16 protein-coding genes are annotated in these 21017 nt (G+C 34.7%); 11 read left to right on the forward strand and 5 right to left on the reverse strand.

The window, feature by feature from the left end:
- The coding region (locus ACUSJC_RS14040) for a GEVED domain-containing protein (RefSeq protein WP_449270192.1) at positions 1–2466 on the reverse strand (2466 nt) is incomplete at its 3' end.
- A 172-nt stretch (positions 2467–2638) separates the two neighbouring features.
- Here ACUSJC_RS14040 and ACUSJC_RS14045 point away from each other — a divergent pair.
- The 3 genes from ACUSJC_RS14045 to hemL are packed head-to-tail and all read left to right on the forward strand — an operon-like array spanning position 2639 to position 6099.
- Positions 2639–3538, forward strand: coding sequence for a 1-aminocyclopropane-1-carboxylate deaminase/D-cysteine desulfhydrase (locus ACUSJC_RS14045; protein WP_449270193.1), 900 nt, complete (start codon positions 2639–2641; stop codon positions 3536–3538).
- On the forward strand, positions 3528–4811 hold the full coding sequence (locus tag ACUSJC_RS14050; protein ID WP_449270194.1) for a glucosaminidase domain-containing protein: 1284 nt from the start codon (positions 3528–3530) through the stop codon (positions 4809–4811). The genes ACUSJC_RS14045 and ACUSJC_RS14050 overlap by 11 nt, the downstream gene beginning before the upstream one ends.
- 10 nt (positions 4812–4821) lie before the next feature.
- Positions 4822–6099, forward strand: coding sequence for a glutamate-1-semialdehyde 2,1-aminomutase (gene hemL, locus ACUSJC_RS14055; protein ID WP_449270195.1), 1278 nt, complete (start codon positions 4822–4824; stop codon positions 6097–6099).
- 39 nt (positions 6100–6138) lie between these two features.
- Here the strand turns inward: hemL and ACUSJC_RS14060 are convergent, their stop codons facing one another.
- Entirely contained in the window at positions 6139–6540 is a 402-nt protein-coding gene (locus ACUSJC_RS14060) for a hypothetical protein (protein WP_449270196.1), read from the reverse strand.
- Between the two features lie 78 nt (positions 6541–6618).
- Positions 6619–7053: a hypothetical protein gene (locus ACUSJC_RS14065; protein WP_449270197.1), complete on the reverse strand. Its 435-nt coding sequence runs from the start codon at positions 7051–7053 to the stop codon at positions 6619–6621.
- 101 nt (positions 7054–7154) lie between these two features.
- On the opposite strand from ACUSJC_RS14065, the gene ACUSJC_RS14070 reads away from it, so the two are divergent.
- From ACUSJC_RS14070 to ACUSJC_RS14090, 5 genes are all read left to right on the forward strand, one after another.
- A complete protein-coding gene (locus ACUSJC_RS14070) occupies positions 7155–7529 on the forward strand; it encodes a hypothetical protein (protein WP_449270198.1) in 375 nt (124 codons plus the stop codon).
- Between the two features lie 207 nt (positions 7530–7736).
- The gene (locus ACUSJC_RS14075) at positions 7737–8660 is read left to right on the forward strand and encodes a hypothetical protein (RefSeq protein WP_449270199.1); all 924 of its coding nucleotides are present in this window, start codon (positions 7737–7739) and stop codon (positions 8658–8660) included.
- A gap of 1 nt (position 8661) precedes the next feature.
- On the forward strand, positions 8662–10644 hold the full coding sequence (locus tag ACUSJC_RS14080) for a TonB-dependent receptor (RefSeq protein WP_449270200.1): 1983 nt from the start codon (positions 8662–8664) through the stop codon (positions 10642–10644).
- Between the two features lie 11 nt (positions 10645–10655).
- Entirely contained in the window at positions 10656–11528 is an 873-nt protein-coding gene (locus ACUSJC_RS14085; RefSeq protein WP_449270201.1) for an MbnP family protein, read from the forward strand.
- 64 nt (positions 11529–11592) lie between these two features.
- Positions 11593–12609: a cytochrome-c peroxidase gene (locus tag ACUSJC_RS14090; RefSeq protein ID WP_449270202.1), complete on the forward strand. Its 1017-nt coding sequence runs from the start codon at positions 11593–11595 to the stop codon at positions 12607–12609.
- A gap of 97 nt (positions 12610–12706) precedes the next feature.
- On the opposite strand, the gene lysS is transcribed toward ACUSJC_RS14090, so the two are convergent.
- On the reverse strand, positions 12707–14398 hold the full coding sequence (lysS, locus tag ACUSJC_RS14095; RefSeq protein WP_449270203.1) for a lysine--tRNA ligase: 1692 nt from the start codon (positions 14396–14398) through the stop codon (positions 12707–12709).
- A gap of 237 nt (positions 14399–14635) precedes the next feature.
- On the opposite strand from lysS, the gene lipB reads away from it, so the two are divergent.
- On the forward strand, positions 14636–15349 hold the full coding sequence (lipB, locus tag ACUSJC_RS14100; RefSeq protein WP_449270204.1) for a lipoyl(octanoyl) transferase LipB: 714 nt from the start codon (positions 14636–14638) through the stop codon (positions 15347–15349).
- A 126-nt stretch (positions 15350–15475) separates the two neighbouring features.
- On the opposite strand, the gene ACUSJC_RS14105 is transcribed toward lipB, so the two are convergent.
- Positions 15476–16141, reverse strand: coding sequence for a ribonuclease HII (locus tag ACUSJC_RS14105; RefSeq protein ID WP_449270205.1), 666 nt, complete (start codon positions 16139–16141; stop codon positions 15476–15478).
- A gap of 199 nt (positions 16142–16340) precedes the next feature.
- Here ACUSJC_RS14105 and ACUSJC_RS14110 point away from each other — a divergent pair, with 199 nt between their 5' ends.
- Together ACUSJC_RS14110 and ACUSJC_RS14115 are read left to right on the forward strand one after the other, a co-directional pair.
- Positions 16341–19466 carry a SusC/RagA family TonB-linked outer membrane protein gene (locus tag ACUSJC_RS14110; RefSeq protein WP_449270206.1) on the forward strand — a complete coding sequence of 1042 codons (3126 nt, stop codon included), beginning with the start codon at positions 16341–16343 and terminating at the stop codon, positions 19464–19466.
- A 5-nt stretch (positions 19467–19471) separates the two neighbouring features.
- On the forward strand, positions 19472–21013 hold the full coding sequence (locus tag ACUSJC_RS14115; protein ID WP_449270207.1) for a SusD/RagB family nutrient-binding outer membrane lipoprotein: 1542 nt from the start codon (positions 19472–19474) through the stop codon (positions 21011–21013).
- Positions 21014–21017 lie beyond the last annotated feature (4 nt).

Raw genomic sequence — 21017 nt, forward strand, 5'->3', positions numbered from 1 at the left:
AGGTTTTCTGATGTTTATGTCTCTTTTCATGGAAATGTTTCCGGTGTTTGCTACGTTATCAATTTGAATTAGACTAGATGTATTTTCTAAAATAAAAGAACCTCCGGAATCAACACTTACCCATTCTTTTACAGTTAGTGTATTGTTGCTAAGATTATTTAGGTTACCAGTATTTTTAATATTAAGATTTTTAGCAAATGCATCATAGTTGCTACCATTAATGATCACATTGTCAGGTATAATGACGCAATTATCTATAGTAGGAACACCAATAGGAGACCAATTATTTGGGTCATTCCAGTCAGTACTATTAGAGCCTTTCCAAACTCTGGAATTGTTAGTGATTGTAATATCATCACTAGCAGAACAGCCGTTGGATAATATTGCACTAGTAGTAAAAGTGTAAATCCCTTGTTCTAATTGAGCTAATGTGGGTTTTATGTATACTGTAACAGCAGGAGTTCCACTTGTATAAGGAATTGTACAAGCAGCATCTTGAAAAGCATCTACAGGTAATGAACTAACCCAGTCAAAGGCCGTGTTTAAAGGTTTTGTACCGAAGAGTTCAATGTTGTCAATAGCTACTCCATCGGGTAACCAACCAGATCCTGCATAAGAATAATGTCTTACTCTTATTTTTAAATTAGTTTGATTGATGAAGGCAGACAAGTCGTAATTAAGAGTGACAAATCTTGTTCCGATTCCGGTGTTAGAAGTAAATCGGGCAATTTCGGTTGGATATGTGGCTCCTCCATTTGTTGATAGTTCAATGGCAACATATTCATCATTTGGGTTAGAGTTTCCTGAATAATATCTAGAATAATAAAATTTTAATTTTAAAGTAAGATCCAAAAAGTCTGTAGTATTAACAGAATTTGTCAATGTTAAAGCATTTTGTACAGGGGCAGAAGGGTAATTAGGAGATGATGCATCAGACAATGCTACTGCAAATCGGTTAGAACCAAATCCAGAAGATATTGCTGGAAACCATACATTCGTAGCAGGTACATATACACTTGCTCTGTTTTGAAATCTGGTTTTGTTATCAGTTGTGGTATTGTTTGTGTCATTATTGATATTGGTAAAAGCACCTAAGGTTCCGTCTTCAAAAGTTTCATTAATAAGATGAGTAATCTCAGTATCTCCACTTGTAGTTAATTCCAAAATTTCATTCTCTCCACAAACAGTAGGATTTGACGGAGTGAAAGTTAAGGTTGGGGTAGGGTTTACATAAGCGATTATTTCTGTTCTAACTACAGATTCACAACTTCCGTTAGAGGCTGTAATCCAATAAGATGTAGTTGATGATAAAACAGGGGTTGTCCATGTGCCGGTTGTAGTTGTGGCAATGGGAGTACCTCCGGTTTCATTAGTGTACCATTTGTACTGTGTAGTTCCTGAACTTCCCGTAGTGTTAAGGGTCACAGCTCCTGATCCACAGGTGCTCCCATTAGTAACACTGGTGATTCTTGTAGCGCAATTTTCAATCACAGTAAACAAATAGTCTTCAGTTTCACCATAGTTATCATCAGAGAACATACCTGATCCCATATTAAAATCATCACAAGGGGAAAAATCAAAGCCGAAAGTTTCTCCTCCTAACCAAGAGCTTCCGTTGTTTACTCGTATTCTCATCCTGTAATCTCCAGGAGTTTGCCCTGCGGGAATAACAAAACCAAAAGTAACGCTTGAACCTGCAAATCCCTGAATATTGTATATTAATTCTCCGGAGTCATTAAAGTCTCCGTCGCCGTTCCAATCTACCCATGCTTTCCAAGTACCTCTTAAGAGAACATTACCTGTTGAATTAGCTGTTATGTTTATACCTTCTCCCTGAGCTTGTATGGCTAAAGTAGGTAACGTCGTGAAATCTTGATAGCCATTAGAAGCGAAAGTAGATGTATTGGCAGGAGGGTCAGATAATGTTCCTATAAAAGCCAAATTATTAATATACAAACCATCAGAATCAGCACTGGTTGGAGTGCAATATGATGCTCCTCCTCCTGTTGTTGTTGTACAATCGATATTTAATGAGAAACCAGCGCAACGATTTGAACCGTCTGCATAAAAATGGACGGTTAAAGGACCAGTGGTTGAAGTGATCAATGGGACTGTAAATGTACTACATGAAGTTCCTGTTCCATGAGGAGTCCCCCCCCATAGAATACTACCTCCGGTACCCGTACCATCATAGATGGTTAAATAATCATATCCGCCTTCAGTTGTGATTGTTCCTGAAATTTGCGTGTAATTTCCTGCTACAGAAGGGTTAATTACAGTATAACCATTAGAATTGTTTTGATAATTTCCTGTGCCGCCACTATCCATGATCGTTCCGGAGCAAGTTGTGATAGAAGTGCTTCCTGTTCTGGGAACTTGATAACTTTGTGAAAAAACAATGACAGGTAAAAATAGCAATAATAAGAGGCTAAAAGAATAATTTTTAGAATAGTAATTTATGTTCATATTTACATATTTTGGCTAAAAATATATATATTGTTTTTTTGCAGTATATATTTGTGGTATTTAATCGATAAAGGATATAATTTAATCGACGAAAAGTCCCATGTTTACTTTTTTATGTACTTGAAATTAAAATATTTACGATTTTTGTGTGTTTAAATTTAATACGAGGTTTATGCTAAATCAGAAAATAGAGATTATATTCCCTTATAATATCTCCTTATATGTCAAAAGGGAAGATCTTTTACATCCATTAATTTCAGGGAATAAATTCCGAAAGCTGAAATACAATTTGGAAGAAGCTAAAAAAAGGAATCATAAAGCCTTAGTAAGTTTTGGAGGAGCCTATTCTAATCATATTCTAGCTCTGGCGGCTGCAGGGAAAGAATATGGATTTGATACTGTTGGTGTTATCAGAGGAAATGAATTAGAAGATGAAGTCAAAAATAATCCAACGCTTTTACAAGCCAAAGAATTGGGAATGTGTTTTGAATTTGTTTCTCGTGAACAATATCGAGATAAAATGAATGAAGATTTTTTACGACGTTTAAAAGAGAAATATAAAGATTTTTATTTAGTTCCAGAAGGGGGGACTAATCGCTTTGCGATTCAAGGTTGTGAAGAGATTTTAACTCCCGAAGATGCCGGATTTGATTATGTATGTGTTGCAGTAGGAACCGGAGGAACTATTTCAGGAATTAGCAATAGTTCGTTAGGAAATCAAAAAATATTAGGATTTTCTGCTTTGAAAGGAGATTTTTTGTCTAATGATATTCGTAAATTTGCCCAAAGAGACAATTGGAAGTTGATTTCTGATTATGTTTTTGGCGGTTATGGAAAGGTAACGGATGAATTGATCTCTTTTTTAAATAGGTTTTATGCTGAAACAGCCATACCTTTAGATCCTATTTATACCGGAAAAATGATGTTTGGAATCTTTGATTTAATTGAAAGAGGATATTTTGAAGAAAACACTAAAATTTTAGCCATTCATACCGGAGGTTTACAAGGAGTTAGAGGTATAAATTTAGTACAACAGAAAAAAAATAGACAAATAATAACGTATGGTTTTTAAAAGAATCGGAATGTTTTCCCTGCTATTATTGCTTTTTGCATGCGGAAGTACAAACAAAGTAAGGGTAACAACGACAAAGGCAGAGCAAGAAGCAAAAGATAAAGCATTGGCAGCTAGTCAAACCAAATCAAATACAACGGCAGAAACGAAAACTGCTTCAGGCGAAAGTTTAGAAGCGACTTCAAAAGTGAATACAACGTCGACTACAGTAAACGATTATATTTTGCAGTTTAAAGATGTTGCAAAAGGAAATATGAAAACGTATGGAATTCCTGCGAGTATTACTTTGGCACAAGGAATTTTAGAATCAGGTGCCGGTAAAGGACGTTTGTGTTTGGAAGCTAACAATCACTTCGGAATTAAATGTCATACAGGCTGGACAGGGCCAAGCATAACTCACGATGATGATGCAGCTCAAGAATGTTTCAGGAAATACAATGATCCTGCTGAATCCTATAAGGATCACTCTTTGTTCTTAACGTCAAGAAGCCGTTATGCGAGTTTATTTACTTTAGACAAATTGGATTACCAAAGTTGGGCTAATGGGTTAAAAACAGCGGGTTATGCAACAGATCCTAAATATCCATCTAAATTGATTAGTTTGATTGAGCGTTACCAATTGTATTTGTACGATCAGGAAGTGATGTCGCCTTCAGGAGAAGTTTTTGCATCAAATACTAAAGAAGAAATGAAAACAGAAAAAGAAGTTCAAAGCACTTCTTCTATTCAAGTAGTAGAAACAACTCCTTCAAAAACGGTAGGAAGTAGCTCTTCTATTCAAATTGTTGAGACAATGCCATCTTCAAATGTGAAAACGGTTGTGTCAAAAGATATTGAGGAATCATCTTCCATTCAAGTGGTTGAAACAATACCTTCAAAAACAACAAGTAGCGGATCGTCTATTCAAATTGTTGAGACAATGCCATCTTCAAATGTGAAAACGGTTATTGCAAAAGATTCAACGGAAGAAATAGTGGAGCAAGCGGTAGAAACTGTGGAAGAAATAGTAGAAACGGTTGAACCAATAAAACAACAAGTGGATGAATTTGGAATGTCCAATAAAGTAGAAGTTACTGAAGCCAAGGTTGTAGAAACGCAAACAACAGAAACATCTGTTACGGCTACCTTAGCAGCTAATGAATATATGGTCCAAAAAGGAGATACGTTGTATTCACTTTCTAAAAAATTCAATACAACAGTTGAAGCGTTACAAGCAAAAAATAATCTTGGAGATAGTGCAATTAAAATCGGACAAATTTTAAAAGTAAAATAAGAAATAAGTAATGGAATATAAAAGAAGCAGTGCGCTTTTCGCAGAGGCTCAAAAAGTAATTCCGGGCGGAGTAAATTCTCCTGTGAGAGCTTTTAAAGGAGTAGGAGGTACTCCAATTTTTATTAAAGAGGCAAAAGGAGCTTATTTGACAGATGAAGACGATAATCAATTCATCGACTATATTAATTCATGGGGGCCGATGATTTTAGGTCATGCTTATAAACCGGTAGTGAATGCTGTGGTTGAAAAAGCCAAAAAAGGAACTTCATTTGGAACGCCAACAGCTCTTGAAACGGATATTGCAGCTTTAGCAGTGAGTATGGTACCTAATATTGATATGATTCGTTTTGTGAATTCAGGAACGGAAGCTTGTATGAGTGCTATTCGTTTAGCAAGAGGATATACAAAACGCGATAAAATAATTAAATTTTCGGGATGTTACCACGGACATTCCGATTCGTTTTTGATTGCTGCAGGTAGTGGTTTGAGTACTTTCGGGGTGCCAAATAGCCCGGGAGTAACACAAGGAACTGCAAAAGATACACTTTTAGCAAAATATAATGATATAGTTAATATTAGAGAACTTTTTGAAGCAAATAAGGACGAAATCGCAGCAATTATCATTGAACCTGTAGCCGGAAATATGGGCTGCGTGCCACCAAAAGAAGGTTTTTTAGAAGCTTTAAGAGAGATTTGTACCGAGAATAAAGCTTTGTTGATTTTTGACGAAGTAATGACAGGTTTCCGTTTGGCAAAAGGCGGAGCACAAGAAGTTTTCGGTATTCAAGCGGATATTGTGTGTTTTGGAAAAGTAATTGGTGGCGGATTACCCGTTGGTGCGTTTGCTGCTAAAGAAGAAATTATGTCGCACCTAGCGCCACTTGGACCAGTGTATCAAGCAGGGACGCTTTCTGGAAATCCTTTAGCTATGGCTGCGGGTTATGAAATGTTAAAAGCATTAAATAATGATGTTGAAATCTATACTAGATTGGAGGAAAAAACAGCTTATTTGGAAAAAGGAATCAGAGAAGCATTAGAAGGAAAAGTTTCTTTTACCATCAACCGATTGGGTTCTATGATTTCGGTTTTCTTTGCTGAAAATGAAGTGTATGATTTTGAAACGGCAAAAGCAGCTGATAATCCTAATTTCAGAACATTTTTCCATAGTTTGTTAAACCAAGGGATTTATATAGCGCCATCGTCTTATGAAACGTGGTTCTTAACAGACGCATTGACGTATGAGGATTTAGATAAAACAATTGAAGCTATAGCTAATGTAGAGTTTTAAAAAACATAAAAAAAGCCTGATTTTTCAGGCTTTTTTGTATTATTGTCTTCTAGCTCTTCTTGTCTTAAGCGCATCTTCTCTTTTCTTAGTAGAAGCTTCCCATTTTTTTAATTGCTCTTTAGTTAATATTTTCTCCAATTTAACTTGAAAATCTTTTTGAGCAACTTCTCTCTCTTTTTTCATAGCTGCACGCTCTGCATCAGTAGGAGGAGTATTATCTTTTCTTTTCTTTATCTCAGCCATTTTTGCGTCTCTTTTGGCTAATTGCTCTTCAAGAAGATTTTTAAGCTCAACTTGTTGTTTTTCATTTAAGTCAAGTTCGGTAGTAAGCTTAGTCATTCTTCTTTCTATTCTTTCAGCATCGTCGGAATGACCTTTGGCTTCTTGAGCAAAAGCAACCATTCCAGTTGCTAAAATTGCCATTAAAAATATTTTTTTCATAAGTGATGAATTCTGAATCAGATAAGTACAAATCTAAATTAAAAAAAACAGTTTTACAAAAAAGTTTGATAAAAACTATTATTTTTTATGAAATCCTTCATTTCTTTTGTGTCTGGGTTCCATTTTCTCCTTTCTGTCTTTTTGGATGGTTTCCCATTTGTTCATTTGTTCTTTATTTAAAATCTTTTTCATTTTATTTTTGAAATCAATTTGTTCGTCAAGGCGATTCTTTTGCATTTCAAACCTTTCATCAGCAGTTGGTCTCGCGCCTTCTTTTTTCATTTTTTTCATCTCTTCCATTTTGTTTTTTCTAGTAGTCTCATGCTCTGTTAAGAGCTTTTTTATTTCGACTTGTTGTTTGTCTGATAAGTCTAAATCTAAAGTCATTTGTTTTACTCTTAACTCTGTTCGTTGTTCCGGAGTGAATCTTTCTCTTTTAAAATCTCTTTTCTCTTCCTGAGCAAAAGCAACCATACCAATTGCTAAAATTGCCATTAATACTACTTTTTTCATAATTTTTACTTTTTATAAGATTAGATGAAATTTGTGTAAAAAGGTTTAATTACAAATTAAAATTGTTGCATTTTAGATAAAAAAAGTAATACTTTTGTATCATGTTAAGAATCGTAATTGTAATTATTTCACTTTTTATGTTGATTAGACCTGTAATTCCGGTAGTGGATTATATGGTTAATTACGATTATATTAAAAATGAACTTTGTGTTAACAAAGAAAAACCTCAGTTGCATTGTAATGGTAAATGTCATTTGGCAAAAGAGTTAGCAAAAGCTTCGGAGTCTTCTGAAAACAATAAAGACAAAAAAAATATTGTTACAGAAAGTGTCGTTGTTTTTTTTCAAGAAATAGATGGAGTTTTCGCTCCCAGAACATTATTTTATAACATTCAAAAAATAAAAATACATTCAGGGTATAACCTATTTTATTCGTACTTAAATATAGATTCTGTATTTCGTCCTCCAATAGTCTAAATTAAAATAGTGTTTTTTTAGAGTAGCAGGTGTTTTCTTCAGCTATAATTCTATGTTATTTGTCTTTTTGATACTAATAAACACTATGTCTTTTCAAAATCATTATCAATTTACTTTTGAGTGTGTTCATGTGATGTAAAAATACCATGTCATACCAATCAGTTTATTGTTAATTTTTATTAATAGCTTTTATTTAGACCATTAATAATGAAATTTTTTAATGTTATTGCAATTGTAATATCAATTGTAACCATGTCTTGTACCCTTGATAAAACAGATTATGAGGCTGAGATCAGCACAGTAGTTACAGAATATTACGAATTCGAAGAAGCTGCTTCATTAACTAGCGGCAATTATAAAATCAGTATAGAAGCTTTAAACGGGACTTTTTATAAAGGATATAATGAGTTGCATTTAAAGGTCATAGACACGCAAACTAATCAGAATGTAAATGATTCGGAGGTTACTTTTTTGCCTATAATGGTAGATTCAGACCATAATGTAACATCTTGTCCGCATCTTTATACTATGATTTACGATGCAGTAAATGGTTGTTATTCAGGATATTCTGTATTTACTCATACAGGTAGTTCTGTAGAAAACCATGAATTGTATATCAGTTTTACGGTAAATAATCAGAATTATTCGGTACATGGAGAGATTTCAGTACAAGAACAAACGAATAAAAACTTGAATATGACTTCGTTTACCGGAAATGACGGTGAGGAATATTATATCGCTTTAATTTCTCCTCAAAAGCCAAATGTTGCAGAAAATGAATTAATTGCCGGAATATACAAATATAATCAACCTGTTAATCCTTCAGGGAATTTTCCGGATCCGGCGCAGTTTTCATATTCTACTGTTGATGGCTATACTTTATTGTTAGATCCCAGAATGCCTGAACCTTCAATGGGAAACCATTCCTCTCCTAATAATCAAGATTTAACGCAGCAAAGCAATGGTTTGTATTATGGCGTGGTCAATTATACAATGACTGGGAATTGGACATTAAATTTCATTATGTTGGATCAAAATGACCAAGTTGTAAAAGGAACCGAAGTGCCTACCGACTTTACACCGGGAATTGAAGGAGTGAAAAGCGAACTTTATATTGATATTTTATTTTAACATGAGGAAGTTAGCTATATTAATTACACTTTTTTTAGGAATAGTTGTGAATGCTCAAAATAAGCAAGAAAAGGATAGTATAACTGCTTTGAATGAAGTAGAAGTAATTACTGTTGCTAAAAAAAAGATAGAAACAGAGATGAAAATGGCTGTGTCTGTTGATGAATTTTTAGCCTCTTCCGATAATATCAGTTTCATTAAACGTGGTGCTTATGCTTGGGAGCCATTATTGAATAATATGGGAACAGAGCGCTCGACCGTTACTATTGATGGAATGCACATTTTCGGAGCTTGTACAGATAAAATGGATCCGATTACTTCGTATGTTGATAGCAATAATCTTGAGTCTGTTGATATAAAATCAGGGCAAGGTGGTGGTTTGCACGGAGCAACAGTTGCCGGTAGTATTGATCTGAAAAGAAAAAGTACGCCTTTTAGTCCTGAAAAAGAATGGAAAGGAACATATCAATCTGGTTTTGAGTTCAATAATAAGCAATTTTTTAATCTTGGAAATATTGCATATTCAAGCGATAAATTAGTTGTAGATGGAAGTATTTCTCATAGAAAAGCAGAAAACTATTCTGACGGGAATAATATTGAAGTAAAGCATTCTCAGTATCAAAAAACCAATGCTTCGCTAGGTTTAGCTTATAAAACCAGTCCGTTATCATCAATAAAAGTGAACGCTATATTTGATGTCGCAAAAGATGTAGGCTATCCTGCTTTACCTATGGATTTATGGCTTTCTCGTGCTGTTATTACATCATTGTCTTACAAACAATTATTTGAGGGCGGACTAGCAAGAGTCTGGGATACCAAAGTTTACTTCAATGCTATTGAGCACTACATGGATGATACAACACGTCCTGAAAATTTAGTACACATGGATATGCCGGGATGGAGTACCACTTATGGATTGATTTCAAAGATAAATCTAAAAAGGGATAAATATTCTTCTGAAATACAGTTAAATGCTTATGATAATTTATCAATTGCAGAAATGAGAATGTATCCGCAAGATAGAAGCGAAAGAACCATGTTTGCTTATAGCTGGCCTTGGGTAACAACAGTTTATACGGGCATTTCCATGAAGAATTTTTGGGATATTTCAGAACGAAGCCAGCTTAACTTCGGAGGTTCTTTAGGTGTAAACTACAATGATTCAAAATATGCAGAATTCAACTGGATTTTTCATCCGGGAGCATCGCAGGAAAAAACGAGATTTCTTCCAAGTTTACATGCAGGATATCAGTTGAATATAAAGCATTTTGATTTTTCTGTAGGGGGTGGTTACGGACATAGAGCTCCATCCGTTTCAGAAGGTTATGGTTATTATATTTATAACAGTTTTGACCGTTATGATTATATAGGGAATCCGGATTTAAAAAATGAAATTTCCTATGAAGCTAATGCAAGTACAGGTTTTAAAAATAAAACAATAAGTATTCAGGCTAAAGCGAATTATTTTTACATCAAAAATTATATAATCGGTAGAATTTTAAGTATGGGAAGTCCTATGAATTATCAATCAGTAGGAGTTAAAGGATATACATCTTTAGATTATGCTACATTATTCAATTTTTCGCTGAATGCAGATTATTCGATCTTAGAAAACTTGCATTGGAAAGGAGTTCTTACTTATGCCAGAGGACTAGATAATGATAAAGGAAATTTGCCTTTTATCCGTCCGTTGTCTTATCAAACTTCCGTTCATTTAGCATATAAGAAATTAGGATTCCAAACTTCTTTAAATGGTGATTTTGAACAGATCAATTTTAGCCCGGAGTATGGTGAAGATAAAACGCCTTCTTACACAGTGTTAAATGCATCTGTTGATTATACTTTTTATATTAAAAATTACAAAACCGTTTTTCAGGTTGGTGCTGAAAACATACTTAACGAATATTATAGTACGTATGCAGATTGGGGAAATATCCCACGAATGGGGCGTAATGTCTTTACGTCATTAAAAATTAATCTTTAAAATAACAAAAAATGAAAAATTTAAAAAAATATTTAGTAATATCAATTCTTTCTTTAGCTTTTACATCTTGTAGTAATGATGATAACCCGGCAGCTAATAATGTAACTTTGTTGTTTAAAAATACATTTCAAGATACTGAGATCGTTTTAGGTGACGCGACTTCTTCATCGGCGACCATAAATACTTCAGAAGCAGGTCAGGTGCATCGTTTTTCGGAATTAAAATATGTAATAAGCAATATCCGTTTGGTAAAGGCCGACGGAACCGAAATTCCTTATAATATTAATGACTTGGATAACGGGGCAACTATTGTTAATCAATCAAACCCGACAACATTAAATTATGTCTTGTCAAATATACCATCAGGTGAGTATAGCCAAATTAAATTTGGATTAGGAGTAAGAAGTGATTTAAATACTTTAGATCAAGTAAGCTTCCCTAATTTTTATAATGCTGCAGGAGCAAACGATACAGCAATGATGTGGGAATGGGGAACAGGATATCGTTTTACTAAGATTGAAGGTTTTTATGATACAGACAATAAAGAAATGTCCATTCATACAGGAAGCACAGTTGAAGGAACTAATGGAGATGAGTCAACATATACTCAAGGAGTTGATGCGTATAGAGATATTGTTTTAAATCTTCCTACACATGCTGTTGTGGGCAGCAGCGCTCCTAAAATTGTGATTAAAGCTGATTTTGATAAATTATTAAGCGGAAACACAAATACTATTACCTTAACAACAGGTACCGGAATGAATGATAATGCTACGCCAAATGTTCATACTGCTGATCAAATGGTTCAATTTGTTGACAATTTAGGCGGTGACGGAACAAATGATCTTAATGGGATGTTTTCCATTTTTAGTGTAGAAAATTAGAAAAAACAAAGAGCCTTCAAGATGAAAGAAGGCTCTTTTTAAAATGCACTCAAATATCATCTAAATGAAAAAAATAGTCAAAGTTTTGCCACTAGTATTACTATTAGTTGCTTGTAGTAATGATGATAATTATGAAACTGTTTATAACAATCCGGAAATTGCATTACATATTCCGGAGGACTTTCCTGAGTTGAATAATGCGGTAAATCTGAATAAACCTACGCAGTATGGAATTGAATTAGGAAGAAAACTTTTTAATGACAAAAAATTTAGTATTGATAATACTATTTCTTGTTCAAGTTGCCATATTCAATCCTCTTCTTTTACGGATAATAATGTACAAGCTATAGGAGTTGAAGGTAGAGTCGGACTTAGGAATGTGCCGCCATTGCAAAATTTAGCTTTCATGAATTTTTATAATTGGGATGGAAGTAAACTACAGTTAGAAAACCAAGTATTAGTTCCTATTATTACTCATGAAGAAATGAATTCTTCAATTTTGGAAGTTATCGAAAAGCTTCAAACGGATTCCGAATATCCGATTTTATTTCAAAAAGCTTTTGGAGACGAGGGAATCACGGCGGATAGAATTTATAAGAGTATTGCGCAATACGAGTATACTTTAATTTCTGCCAATAGTAAATATGATAGAGTGAAAAGCGGAGCAGAAACATTTACACCATCAGAAGCTCAAGGATATCAGGTTTTTCGACAAAATTGTACCAGTTGTCATAGTACAGAATTATTTACAGACCAGACTTTTAGAAATATTGGGTTTCCTTTAAATCCTGATTCTAATGAAGCGGGAAGAGGAAGAGTTACCGGGTTGCCGGAAGATTATATGAGTTTTCGTGTTCCTTCGCTACGAAATGTAGAATATACAGCTCCTTATGGAAGCTTTGGACAATTTGCAACATTAAGAGAAGTGCTGGATTATTTTGATAGCGGAGTTTTGTATGCAGATAATCTTGATCCTGTTTTTAAGGATAACAACAATAAAATTCCGCTTACAGAAGAAGAAAAAAATGCCCTCATTGCATTTATGAGAACATTAAGTGATACTGAATTTGTAGGACAGTAAGAAAAACAAGAAATTATTTTAATAGCCCTTTGTTTGAATAAAAAAACCGAAACAGTCACGTTTCGGTTTTTAATTTTAATATTTTTCTAAAAGAATTTTAGTTTAAAACTACTGTTTTAGCTTCGCCTTCCACAACTACTTTAGTTAAATTGTGTTTTGCCAATTCTTTCATAGCGGCGTCCCATTTTTTACCGCTCAATCCTGCTTTTTCTTTTAATTGTGCTAAAGCTTGATTGTTTTCTGATTTTAAAAGTTCCACAATAGCTTTTGCTTCATCGCTAATGGCTAATGGTTTCGCTTCTGGTTTCATTTGCGGGAAAAACAATACTTCTTGGATAGACGGATTGTTTGTTAAGAACATAATTAAACGATCCATTCCAATTCCTAAACCTGATGTTGGTGGCATTCCATATTCTAAAGCTCTTAAGAAATCTTCATCAATAAATTGTCCTGCTTCGTCATCACCTCTTTCCGAAAGGGCTAATTGCGCTTCAAAACGCTCTCTTTGGTCAATAGGATCATTCAATTCCGAATACGCATTCGCAATTTCTTTACCACAAACCATCAATTCAAAACGCTCTGTTAATTCCGGATTATCTCTGTGTTCTTTACATAAAGGCGACATTTCTTTTGGATAATCAGTAATGAATGTTGGCTGAATAAAGTTTCCTTCGCATTTTTCGCCAAAAATTTCATCAATCAATTTTCCTTTACCCATAGTGTCGTCTACTTCAATTCCCATTGATTTTGCAGCAGCACGAATTTCGTCTTCGCTTTTGCCGGTAATATCAAAACCTGTGAATTGCTTAATAGCATCGGTCATAGTGACACGAGCATAAGGCGCTTTAAAGTTTACGTTATGTTCGCCAAAAGTAGCTTCTGTGGTTCCGTTAACGGCTAAGGCACAATGTTCTAATAAATTCTCAGTGAACTCCATCATCCAGTTATAGTCTTTGTAAGCTACATAAATTTCCATAGCGGTAAATTCCGGATTGTGTGTTCTGTCCATTCCTTCGTTACGGAAGTTTTTAGAAAATTCGTAAACGCCTTCAAAACCACCCACGATTAAACGTTTTAAGTACAATTCGTTAGCAATACGCATGTACAACGGAATGTTTAATGAATTGTGGTGCGTAATAAACGGACGAGCAGCAGCTCCACCGGGAATCGATTGTAATATCGGGGTTTCAACTTCCATGTATCCTTTATCGTTAAAGAAAGAACGCATAGCGTTGAATAATTTAGTTCTTTTTACAAAAACGTCTTTTACTTGCGGATTTACAACTAAATCTACATAACGCATACGGTAACGCAATTCAGCATCGGTAAAAGCATCAAAAACATGACCCTGATCGTCAGTTTTTGGTAACGGTAACGGACGAAGGGTTTTGCTTAAAAAAGTAAAATTGGTAACACGAACGGCTTTTGCACCTACTTTAGTCGTGAACAATTCGCCTTCAATACCTATAAAATCACCTAAATCAATTAATTTTTTGAAAACGGTATTGTATAATGTTTTGTCTTCACCTTCGCAAATTACATCGCGGTTAAAATACAACTGAATTCTACCTTCGCTGTCTTGTAACTCAGCAAACGAAGCTTTTCCTTGATCACGAACACTCATTAAACGTCCGGCAATAGTAACTTGCTTGCCTTCAGAGAAATCGTCCTTTATCTGTTTCGAAGTGTGATTAACAGGATACAAATTGGCAGGATACGGATTAATGCCAAGCTCTCTTAACTTGGTCAATTTCTCTCTTCTAATGATTTCTTGTTCTGAAAGTTGCATACATTTTTATTTTAAGCCGGCAAAGATAGTTATAATTTGATAATGAGTCAATTTACAGTTTTGAAATTTTTAGTGCCATTTGAAGCGAATGGCTAGCGTTTTTTTGCTTGCGGTGTTCCTGCTGTTCGTTTTATCTTTTTTGTTAGTTCTAGTAGAATTGAGAACAAAAAAGGATATCACTTCCATCAGGGCTAAACGGTAAACTATTTGTATATTTGTAGTCTAATTAATGATGCTATGGTAAGCGTTCAAAATAAAAAAGTGTTCCTTCAAGATTTAGGAACTAAAGACTATAAAGATACTTGGGATTACCAAGAAGAAATATTTGCTAAAGTTGTGGAACAAAAGAAGCAAAAAAGAGAAAACCCCGATGTTGAAACCGATAATTATTTTTTGTTTGTAGAACATCCGCACGTATATACTTTAGGGAAAAGCGGCGACATTTCGAATTTGCTACTTTCCGAAAAACAATTGGTAGACAAAGGAGCTACTTTTTATAAAATTAATAGAGGTGGCGATATTACCTATCACGGTCCCGGACAAATTGTAGGCTATCCGATCTTAGATTTAGAAAATTTTTTTACCGATATACATAAATATTTACGTTTGCTCGAAGAAACTATTATTTTGGTTTTAGCGGATTATGGTTTAAAAGGCGTGCGCAGTGAAGGGGAAACCGGAGTATGGTTAGATGTAGGAACACCATTTGCCCGAAAAATATGTGCTATGGGCGTGCGTGCGAGTCGCTGGGTAACGATGCATGGTTTTGCATTAAACGTAAATGCCGACTTAGGTTATTTTGATAATATTATTCCGTGTGGAATTCGTGGAAAAGGAGTGACGTCTTTGCATGTAGAGTTGGGTAGGGAAATAGACGAAGATGAAGTACGTGAAAAAATCTTAAAACACTTTACTGAACTTTTTAGTGCGGAGTTTGTCTCTAAAAAGTAAAAAGTTAAAAGGAAGTTTGCTAGCTTGTTTCTTTTGAAATAGTAAAAGGGAAGTATAGCCGTGATGGAAGCAAAGTACCATGTACTGCGAACAGCACGACTAGTTTTTTTTATAAATAGATTTGTGCTACAAATCGAAATTCAGTTCCAGTTGGTCGGGTAGTAATTTGAAACTTTTTCGGTGATATGGGCTTGGTCCATATTTAGCAATTGCCTCGCGATGTTCTTTAGTGGGGTAGCCTTTGTTTTTCTTCCAATTGTACATAGGGTATTCTTCATGGATTTTATCCATAAATTCGTCGCGATACGTTTTGGCTAAAACCGACGCGGCGGCAATACTTAAAAATTTAGCATCGCCTTTTATAATACTTTGGTTGGGAATATCTTTTAAATATTCAATTTCTTCTTGGGTAAAAATTTTACCAACCGTGTTTTGAATGCCAAGTTTTCTAAAAATACCTCTGTTGCCATCCACAATAATATGTTCGGGTTTTTGAGATAGTTTTAAAATACATTCTTGCATAGCTTTCATGGAAGCGTTGAGAATGTTGATTTCGTCTATTTCTTCATTATATATATGAGTGACTGCAAAAGTTATCGCTTGCGATTCTATTTCTGGGCGAAGTTGAAAGCGCTTGTTTTCAGATAGTTGTTTAGAATCGTTAAGAACATTATTTTCAAACGAGGTGTTTAAAATGATAGCTGCGGCTGTTACAGGACCCGCTAAACATCCTCTTCCGGCTTCGTCTGTGCCGCATTCTAATAAGTTGTTCTTATAACATTTGCTTAACATTGCATTTTTTTGACAAAAATATAATTTTTAACGCAACCTTTTAGAGTTTTCTGCATCTTTCAAGTGATAGTATTCCCAAAAAAATATTTTTAGCGCTAAAAGTTTTAACATTATTAAATACTAATATTCCAGATAAATATTTGGTAAATTAAGAAATAATTAAGAAGTTTGCGGAATAACTAACTCAAATAAATTTAATATGAGATCAAAGTTTAAATGGATTTTTACGCTTTTAGTGGCGTTAACAATGCAGTTTTCATTTGCTCAAGAGAAAACTGTTACGGGAGTAGTATCAGATGATCTAGGTCCTGTTGCCGGTGCTAGTGTTGTGGTTAAAGGCACATCAAATGGTACAACCACTGATTTTGATGGTAATTATTCTATCAAAGCCAAAAAAGGAGATATTATAGAAGTTTCCTATGTTGGAATGAAAGAAGAGGTTGCTGTTGGAGATAGTAATGTTGTTAATATTACTTTAAAAGCTATGCAGCTTGATGCTGTTGAGGTAGTAGGTGCTTTAGGTATTAAGCATAAAGCAGATGAGGTTACGTCTTCTTATACAGTGGTTAAAAACACTGAAATTACACAAGCGGCTAATCCTAATGCAGTTCAAGCTTTAATAGGTAAAGTATCAGGTTTGCAAATTAACACTACTTCAAATAGTGTGAATTCTCAAATGCGTATTGTTATCAATGGTAACCGTTCGCTTACAGGTAATAATGAGGCATTGATTGTAATTGATAATGCAATTTCGACAGCTACAGTATTTCAGAGTTTGCCTCCTGAGATTATTGAATCTGTTAACGTGATTAAAGGGGCTCAAGGAGCTGTTCTTTATGGAGAGAGTGGATCTAATGGTGTAATTGTTGTTACTACTAAAAAAGGAAATGGTGGTGGAGAAGATAAAATGACAATTACTATTAATTCAGCTGTTGATTTCCAACAAGTTTCTTATTTGCCAGTACGTCAGACACGTTACGGACAAGGTTGGGATGGTTATCAAGTGGCTATCGAAAATGGAGCTTGGGGTCCTGAGGCTAATGGTCAAATGGTGCCTGTTGGTCTTCCGCAAGCAGATGGTTCTGTGATTATGGCTCCTTATACAGGAGATTCAGATAATATTAAAAAGTTTTTCCGTACAGGGACTTGGTATCAAAATGGAGTTTCGTTGTCTGCAGGAAGTTTAGAAAAAGGATATGCTACTGCTTCAATCAATAGACAAGATAGAGGGTTTGTAGTTGATGGAGATAATTATAAAAGAACAAACTTTTCATTTAGTGCAGGTAAACAAGTAGGTAAGCTTACTGTTCAAGGTAATGCTTCTTATTATAATGCTTCGCAAGAGAATACATACGGGACAGCTGGAGGTAATAGTCTTTATGAGAACTTGTTGATGGCAGCTAGTACAGTTCCTGTTGATGCATTTGCTAATTCTGGAAATGAAGGTCGTTGGAATAGTTTCTTTTCGAGTCCTTATTGGATGAGAGATAATCAAAGAGAGAAACAAAGTACAGATTTCTTTAATGCTGGGTTGTCATTAAAATATGACTTTAATGAGAATATTAATCTTGTTTGGAATCCTAACGTTCAGGTGACAACTAGAGGAAAGCAATCTTGGACAAATGCTTATAATGATCCTGCAGATCTTGGTGCATCTGGTGGTCTTCAAATTCGTTCAGAGTTTTTTGACTGGACAAGATTAGATAGAAGTATCTATTCTGATATTTTATTGAATTTTGACTATAAATTATCTGAAAAATTCACATTGAAAGCGAATTTAGGTAATAATATTAGAGACGTTTATTTTAAAATGAATCAAGTAGGAGGTCAAGATTTGGATGTTGTTGGGTCGTTCTATAACTATGATAATATTCTTTCTCCTGCTCTTGCATCAGCGCTTACAAATGATTATACAAGATGGCGTACGTTTTCATTATTTGCTAACGTTGATTTAGGATTTAATGATTATTTATTCTTGAATATTGCAGGAAGAAATGACTGGTCTTCTAAGTTGTCAAAAGATAATAATAGCTATTTTTATCCAGGTGCTGGTCTGTCTTTCATTCCTACTAAAGCATTTGATTTAAGTGGGGGAGTGTTAAATTATGCTAAAGTGTATGGTTCTTATACAGGTACTGGTAACTCTTCTGCAGTAGGTACTTATGCGATAGATCCAATAACGTCAATTCCTGCTGGATTTCCTTTTGGGGCAATTTCTTCATATGCAACTCAACAGAATCCTACTACTCCAAATATTAAACCAGAGCGTAACTATACGAAAGATTTCGGGGTTAGTTTAGGGTTCTTTAATAATCGTTTAACGCTTGATGGTCAGTATTACTATACAACTACAAAAGATTTGATTACTCGTGCTACTGCGTCTCGTACTTCTGGTATTCAAACTGCGTTTATGAATATTGGTGAATTGCATAATTCAGGTATAAATATTGATTTAGGGTACACGCCAATTAAAGGTAAGGATGGGTCATTTGAGTGGACTGGTAAAGCAAACTTTATGACTTATAAAACAATAGTTGATAAAGTTACTGACGATTCAGATGAAGTAGGTATACTTTTTGCAAGTGCTACTTTAGTTAATATTTATGCTACTAAAGGTGAAGAGTATCCTTTGATTAAAGGTACAGCATATCAAAGAGATGATCAAGGTCGTGTGATTGTTGATCCTGTTTCAGGTAATCCGTTAAAAACATCAGATTTCGTTAATTTAGGTGTTGCTACTCCTGATTTTATCATTGGTTTGTCTAACTCTTTCTCTTATAAAGGAGTTAAACTTACTGCGGTAGGAGATTTTAGATATGGTGGTAAATTCTTCTCTGAAACTAAATATCAATTAGCTTGGACAGGTAATCTTGTAGAGTCAGCTGAAAATGGTCGTTCAGGAGGATTTATTTTCCCTAATTCAGTTGTAGATACAAACGGAGATGGTGTTTATGAGTCTAATACTTCAGTAATAACAGGTGGTACAAGCTATTCTTCTTATATCAACTATTGGGGGACTTCGTCAGGATATAGCGGCGTAGCAGAGAATTTTGTGTTAGATGGTACAGCTGTTAAATTGAGAGAGGTTGCTTTATCGTATACTCTTCCAGAGAAGTTGTTAAAAGGAACTGGATTGGCTTCTGCTACTTTTGGAGTAAATGCTAAAAACGTGTTTATGTGGTTGCCGAAAGAGAATAAATATTATTCTGATCCTGAGACAAATTATAATGATACAGGTGCGGCTTATCAGGCTGCTGGATATGCAAGTACATCACAGTATCCGGCAACAAGAACTTATGGTTTCACACTTAATTTAACATTCTAAAAAATATGAAAAAGATTAAATTTAAATCATCTATTTTAGCAGTAGTTCTTGCGTTGACTACTGTGGCATGTGATGATTATTTGGATATTAATCAAAATCCTAATAATAATCGTTACGATAATGTAACACCTCCTCAGATTCTTGCAGGTGCTGCCGTGAGTGCATATCGTGTTCAAGCACGTAATATGACTGTCTTAGGGAATTATTTCATGCAGAATTGGTATAATAACATATATGGTTATACAGGGGTTTCTGGAGCAATGGACTATACTTATGAGATTGATAATACTTTTAATGCTGCAATTTGGGATGGTCTATACCCTCAAATAAAAAATCTTAACGATATAGTTGAGTATAGTAGTGAGGATTATGATAATCATAAAGCTGCTGCATTAATCTTAAAGGCTTTCTACATGCAGTATATTGTAGACTTGTATGGAGATGCACCTTATTCTGAAGCATTTCAGGGAGGGTTAGAAATTAGTCCTGCTTACGATGATGATGCACAAATTTATGCTTCATTAATTGGAGATATTAATACGGCATTTGACTTGTTTGATAATACAGATAGTTCAGATGCAGCTTTTGGTTCGGAAGATGTTATTTTTGCAGGTGATGTTGATAAATGGAAAGCTTTTGGTAATTTTGTTAAAGCAAAATTATTATTAAGAGAGTCAAATGTTGCAGATGCTGCATTCCTTTCTGAGCAATTCGGTCAAATAACTGCTTCAGGTTTATTCCCGACAGAGGCAATCTTAATAAACCCGGGATATAATGATGCTACAGATGCACAGTTAAATCCTTACTATAATTTATGGTATACTGCTGCTGGTACATCTGTTAGACCAACTACATATTATGTAGCAAGTGGTTTTATTGCAGATTTCTTAAATGGGCAAACTACAAGCTATAACGGACCTTCTACAGGTTTTGTATATAGTAATATAGTTGATCAAAGACGTTCTGTTTTGTATGAATTAAATGGAGGTGTGGTTACAGCTGCTTACCAAGGACAAGGTGTTGGAGATCCAGGACTTCCTGCTACAATTTCAGCTGCTGAATTAGTGCCTGGTTTAAATACTGAAAGTTCAGATGGTTATGTAGTTTCATTACCTGAAATAAAATTCTTATTAGCAGAAGCTATTTCAAGAGGTTATCTACCGGGTGATGCAAAAACAGAATTTGAAAATGGAGTAATAGCTTCTTTTACTCAATTAGGTTTGTCTTCTGCTACTGCAACATCTTATCTTGCTTCAGTAAATTCATTGCCGAATGTTGGTTGGAACGGAGGAGCTAATGCTATTTCGTCTATTATGACGCAAAAGTGGTTGGCTACAAATAGTATCAATCCTATTGAAGCATATATTGATCTTACAAGAACAGGTTACCCTAGTTTACCTCTTCCTACATCAACAGTAAGATCTCACAGACCTTATAGACTGCAATATCCTTCTTCAGAAGTGACTGCTAACAGTGCAAACATGCCAATTGTTGAATTGTCAGACTTGTTTACGGTAAATGCGCATACACCATTCTGGAAAAATTAAAAAT

The sequence above is a fragment of the Flavobacterium sp. U410 genome (assembly GCF_053570605.1).